This window comes from Nonomuraea sp. NPDC003201 (assembly GCF_053590415.1).
Map to the genome: position 1 here is coordinate 1 of NZ_JBSFTC010000535.1, position 4,913 is coordinate 4,913.

The 4,913-nt window shown below is 68.9% G+C and carries 8 protein-coding genes; 4 read left to right on the forward strand and 4 right to left on the reverse strand.

The genetic code is table 11. The annotated features are described in order from the left end of the window. The first annotated feature begins 173 nt into the window (after positions 1–173). A complete protein-coding gene (locus tag ACWDX9_RS60025) occupies positions 174–695 on the forward strand; it encodes a MerR family transcriptional regulator (protein WP_449972811.1) in 522 nt (173 codons plus the stop codon). Between the two features lie 15 nt (positions 696–710). Here ACWDX9_RS60025 and ACWDX9_RS60030 read toward each other — a convergent pair whose 3' ends face one another. Next, a complete protein-coding gene (locus tag ACWDX9_RS60030; protein WP_449972813.1) occupies positions 711–899 on the reverse strand; it encodes a hypothetical protein in 189 nt (62 codons plus the stop codon). Positions 900–1,162: 263 nt separating this feature from the next. Between ACWDX9_RS60030 and ACWDX9_RS60035 the strand changes: the two genes are divergently transcribed. Continuing rightward, a complete protein-coding gene (locus ACWDX9_RS60035; RefSeq protein WP_449972815.1) occupies positions 1,163–1,384 on the forward strand; it encodes a hypothetical protein in 222 nt (73 codons plus the stop codon). Positions 1,385–1,388: 4 nt separating this feature from the next. On the opposite strand, the gene ACWDX9_RS60040 is transcribed toward ACWDX9_RS60035, so the two are convergent. From ACWDX9_RS60040 to ACWDX9_RS60050, 3 genes are all read right to left on the reverse strand, one after another. Continuing rightward, positions 1,389–2,873, reverse strand: a complete 1,485-nt coding sequence (locus ACWDX9_RS60040) for an alpha/beta fold hydrolase (RefSeq protein ID WP_449972817.1) — start codon at positions 2,871–2,873, stop codon at positions 1,389–1,391. A 136-nt stretch (positions 2,874–3,009) separates the two neighbouring features. Next, a complete protein-coding gene (locus ACWDX9_RS60045) occupies positions 3,010–3,378 on the reverse strand; it encodes a YbaB/EbfC family nucleoid-associated protein (RefSeq protein ID WP_449972819.1) in 369 nt (122 codons plus the stop codon). A 10-nt stretch (positions 3,379–3,388) separates the two neighbouring features. Beyond that, complete coding sequence (locus tag ACWDX9_RS60050) at positions 3,389–3,778, reverse strand: YbaB/EbfC family nucleoid-associated protein (protein ID WP_449972820.1); 390 nt, start codon at positions 3,776–3,778, stop codon at positions 3,389–3,391. Between the two features lie 219 nt (positions 3,779–3,997). On the opposite strand from ACWDX9_RS60050, the gene ACWDX9_RS60055 reads away from it, so the two are divergent. Together ACWDX9_RS60055 and ACWDX9_RS60060 are read left to right on the forward strand one after the other, a co-directional pair. After that, a complete protein-coding gene (locus ACWDX9_RS60055) occupies positions 3,998–4,309 on the forward strand; it encodes a hypothetical protein (protein WP_449972822.1) in 312 nt (103 codons plus the stop codon). Next, positions 4,309–4,913 (forward strand): WXG100-like domain-containing protein (locus ACWDX9_RS60060; protein WP_449972824.1); only part of this gene is annotated, 605 nt, incomplete at its 3' end. The genes ACWDX9_RS60055 and ACWDX9_RS60060, both read left to right, overlap by 1 nt.

Here is a 4,913-nt window from a genome sequence, read left to right on the forward strand (position 1 = left end):
CGCGCATGGTGAGCAGGTGCCGCTGCGGCTGCCGCTCGGGCGTGAGGCGGTGGAGCGGATCTCGGGGGCGTACCGGCGTGGCCTGGAGGAGGTCGCGCGGTGGGCCGAGACCGCCCGCAGCGCCGACTTCCCGGAGGTCCCGGCATCGGTCCGGCCGATTTAGGCTGGTGGTCATGGCCACCGACGATCTGATGAGCAGGGCGCTCGCAACGCTCGGCGACGACGACGGCGCGATGTCGGTCGAGGCGATCCATCGCCTCACCGAGCTGGCCGAGGTGCCCGAGCCGATGGCGATCGCCGACGTCGCCGATCTGCTCGGGATCTCGCCGCACACGTTGCGTTACTACGAGCGGGCGGGGCTGGTCGTGGTGGGCCGGGACGGCAATGGTCATCGCGTGTACGACGCCGGCGCGGTGCGGCGGCTGGTGTTCCTGACCCGGATGCGGTTGTCCGGGATGGCGATGCGTGATCTGCAGGACTACGTCTCGCTCGTCGATGCCGGGGAGCATACGGTGCCCGAGCGGCTCGACATGTTGGTGGAGCATCGTGACACGATCCGCCGCCGGATCCGTGAGCTGACCCTTTCCCTGACGGCTGTCGAGTACAAGATCGCAACGTATGGCGGTGAGACCGGGCCGGACGTCCAAACCCCTGCCGTCGACCGCACGGCGCGACGGGCACTACGGGCAGGGTGAGAACGCCTGCCGCGCTCAAGCAACGAGTGCCGCGTCGCGTTCGCCCGGCTCTTCGAACTCGTTCCGGACATTCAGGCGACCGTTCACCGCTGGAGCGCCACCGATGACGCGATCTTCATTGAGTTCACTCTCAGCGGGACGTTCGGCGGTCGCGAACTGGCCTGGACGGCGGTCGATCGCTTCGTCCGCGAACGACTGGCACATCTGGGAGGCCACTCTCGCCGGTGGGGCGGCGCGCCGAGTGACCGTCGAGGACGGGGGGATGCACTTCCTGCACGGCGTCAGCCCCGACGGGCAGCGCCTCGGCTACGTGCGCCTGGAACCGGAAGGCGACAACTGGTGGGCATCGGCCACCATCCACACCGTCGGGCTGGACGGGCAGGACGACGTCGCGGTCACCACCGACCCGGGCCCGGCGGACGGGTGCGAGTGGACGCCCGGGCGTCGCGCCCACCGGCGATGTCGCCGTGTACCTCAGCTACCCGCCCGGCACGACCGGGCACCCCGCCGACCTCCCCGTCGAGCTGCGGCTCGTGTCGGTCGACGCCTGGCAGGAGCCGGAGACGCTGGTGGCGCTGCACGGTGGGCAGGGCACGATCAACGTCCCCAGCTGGGCGCCCGACGGGTCGGCGTTCGCGTTCGTGGACTACCCCACAGGCTCCCGGAACGACCTGGAGAACCCGGCCTGAAGATCTAGCCTTGGGGTTCTTCCGCCGGGCAGCGGGTGCCCCGCGCGGGCACGGTCAGCGAGATCAGGTAGTCGTCCATGGCGGCCGTGGTGCACTGGGTCATGCCGTAGACGCCGTGGCCCCAGCCCTCGTACGTGAGCAGCGTGGCCTTGGAGCCGAGCTGGCGGGCCACGCTGGCCGACCATTCGTACGGTGTGTCGGGGTCGTGCATGGAGGTGCCCACCAGCAGCGGAGCGCTACCCGTGTACCGCAGCCGGTGCTGCGGGTTGTTGACCGGGTGGCCCTGGCAGATCGGCATGTCGCCCATCGGCATCGGGTTGTACCGCAGGTCCGGGGCCACCGCGTTGGAGCTGCGCATCACGTCGGCGTACTCGTTGTAGTTCCGGAGCGACAGGTTGAAGTCCTCGCAGAGGATCGCGGTGGGGAGTTCGGCGAACTCGCCGCCCACGGGCCCGTTGCCGGGAGGGCCCGGCATGTCGTCCGGCACCGGCCCGCCGTCCAGGGCGAGGAGCACCTTGGCCTCCTGCCGCCAGGCGGGCGCCTCGTTGAGCACCACGCCCAGCCAGAGGAGGTTGTGAGCGCTCACTGGCCGGTCGGTGACGCCCGGCCAGTACAGCTCGCCGCGGTCCGCCTTCTCGAGCAGTCCCTTCCACAGCGCCCGGACGTCGCGCCCGTGCAGGACGCAGTCTGTGCTCCGGTCACACCAGGCGACGAACTCGGCGAAGCTGTCCTGGACGGTGGCCGCCTCGGTCACCTGGAACGCCTTGACGTTCAGGCTGTGGTCCATGTTGCTGTCCAGCACCATGGCCCGGATCCGGTTCGGGAAGAGCTCGGCGTACATCTGCTGGGCGAGCGTGCCGTAGGAGACGCCGTACGAGGTCAGCTTCTCCTCGCCGAGCGCGGCGCGGATGGCGTCCATGTCCCGCGCCACGTTGGCCGAGTCGATGTGGTCGTACAGGGGGCCGGTGAGCTTGCGGCAGTCCGCGCGCAGCTTCTTGTTGAAGGCGACCCACTTGTCGTAGTCGGCCTGGCTGGTCATGACCGGGTACGGCATCTCGTTGTACACCGAAGCCGAGCAGGTCACCGAGCCACTGCGGGCAACGCCCCGGGGGTCGTAGCTGACGATGTCGAACCGCCGCTGGACGTCCTCGCTGAAGCCGGAGGGGCGGAGGATGTCGTTCACGCCGGAGTTGCCGGGTCCGCCCGGGTTGGTCAGCAGGGATCCGATCCGCGCGGAGGGGTCGGCGGCCTTGCGCCGGGCGAGGGTCAGGTTGACTGTGGGTCCGTTCGGCCGGGACCAGTCGATCGGTACGGCCAGCAGGCCGCACTCGACGGTGGGCTCCTCCTCGCACGGCCCCCAGGTGATGCCGCGCCTGCCGACGGCATCCGTGACGTCCTCTCCGGTCACCGTCGCGTGGGCCATCGGAGCGGTCAACAACGTCGCGAACACCACGAGGGCGGTGGCTAACAGGGAGGTTCTTCTTGGCACAGTGCTCCTATCGTTGATCGGCCGGCTCGGCGACACCGTTGGCTCCAAAGATCATGAGCCTACTTTCTACAGGCTTGCACCGCTACATCCATATTTACGCATCTCATATTCATTAGGAGCTGCGTAAAGTCGTAGGTCAGCGCCAGTCGCTGATGAGGCGCTCAAAGTCGGCGGCGGCCTGCTCCGGGTCGTATCCGGGAAGGGCTTCGCGCAGGAGGGCGTTGACCTGGCGCTCGGCATCGGCGCTCGCCAGGGCGAGGGTCGCCACGACCTCCTCGGCCAGGTCCTGGCTGCTCATGCGCAGGGCACGGGGAGCGAAGGAGAGGTTCAGCACGCGGCCTTCGGGGTTCACGGACGCCTCGACGTGACCTGACCGGCCCTTGGCCGTGCCGACGATCTTGTCGAGGTCCTCCTGGGCCGCCTCCAACGCGGCCAGCATCTGCGTGCCTTCGCGGGCGGGCCCGTCCACGTCCCGGACGCCGAAGTCGTTCTCCGGATGGTGCACAGTGTGCCTCTTAGGTGAGATCACGGATGGCCTGCTCGCCCCGTGCGCGGACGAAGGTTTCGTCGAGCGGCTCGGGCAGGGCGTCGGCGCGGCTCGACGCCTCGTCCGCGATCTCCTGCGCCTGCCGTGCGGCGTTGTCCTGGGCCGATTGGAGCACTGCGGTCACCACGCGGCCGAGTTCCTGTTCGTTCATGCGCAGTGCCCGCGGGTTGATACTCAGCCGTGTGACCCGGCCCTGGCCGTTGGCGGTCGCCGACACCAGGCCGTCGACGCTTTGCGCCCGCCCCTCGAGTTGTCCGATCGCCGTTTGAGCGGCGTACAGGCCACGAATGGTCTCCCGGCAGCGTTCCATGTACGCGGCCAGGAATGTCGCGTCTTGCTCTGGCGAGGGAACAGGCATGTCGACTCCATACGGATTCAGTTCTGGCCGTGGCCGCTGTCGGAGGACCCTACGAAACCGTTATTCCGTTCTGCTTCCGTTCTGGTTCCGTGCCGATGGGAAAGGGAGAAGGCCGGCTCTTGGCAACGGTGTGCCGCGGGCGCCGTGTGCCTCTCCTGAACGCCTCATGAATGACAAGTGGCGATCTTTTCCACATTTGTCAATGTATGGTTACCCGGCATGACGGGATTGGAGATCGCTCTGGGGGCTGTGGGACAGAACGCCTCCCGGATCAGAACACACGCAGAAGAGCACGACGCCGCGCTCAGCCCTCTCGTGCAGCGGGGGGACGGAGTCTCGTCCTGGGGGGACGACGGCATGTTCGGCATGTTCGCCGGCATCTACGCGGATGCTCGCGAGACCTCGATGGCCGCGCTCACCGCCCTGTCCACGGCGATCGGCGAGACCGGCGACGGGCTCGACCGCGTGGTCAGGAACACTTCTGAGGCCGAGAGCGCGAACGCGCAGAACGCCGGTGACATATGGCGGTGATGCTCGATCCGGCCGCCGCCGGGATGATGCAGATGATCGGCCACTGGCCGAACATCAACGAAGACGACATGCGGGCTGAGGCCACCGCCATACGCAACACCGCCGCGACCGCGCTCACCTCGGCGACACAGGCGGAGACGGCGGTCCGCGGCGCGCAGCAGAACTACCGCGGCGGCGCCGCCGAAGCCCTGCAGACCCAGTGGAACAGGCTCGGAGTCAGCGGCGGATCCCTCGCGCAGGCCGGCCAGGCCTTGAACGTGGCGCCCGTGGGCCTGGAAGGCGCCGCCTCCGTGGTGTCGGCGGTGAAGGTCGTCTCAGGCATGCAGGCGGCGGCCACGGCGGTCACCGTGGCGAAGCTCCTGGCGTTCGGGGGCGCGGCCGGAGCCTCGTTGGCCGTGGCGCGGATGAGGCTGGCCCAGACCGAGCTCAGGAAGGCCCAGGTCGAGGGCATGGAAATCACCGGCAAGCGACTGGGGGAGGTGATCGTCAAGAAACTGAAGGAGCCGATGCGCCGCATCCTGGACGACCTCCCGCGCCGCGGCGGCGGACCGGCCGGTCGCCGGGCTGGGGCTGGGCCTGTGCGTGCTGCTGGCCGCCACGCTCC

Bases quoted from the DNA above. Each gene is read 5' to 3' on its own strand.
- ACWDX9_RS60050 (WP_449972820.1), bottom strand. From the start codon at position 3,778: ATGCCTGTTCCCTCGCCAGAGCAAGACGCGACATTCCTGGCCGCGTAC.
- ACWDX9_RS60030 (WP_449972813.1), bottom strand. From the start codon at position 899: ATGTGCCAGTCGTTCGCGGACGAAGCGATCGACCGCCGTCCAGGCCAG.
- ACWDX9_RS60025 (WP_449972811.1), top strand. From the start codon at position 174: ATGGCCACCGACGATCTGATGAGCAGGGCGCTCGCAACGCTCGGCGAC.
- ACWDX9_RS60055 (WP_449972822.1), top strand. From the start codon at position 3,998: ATGACGGGATTGGAGATCGCTCTGGGGGCTGTGGGACAGAACGCCTCC.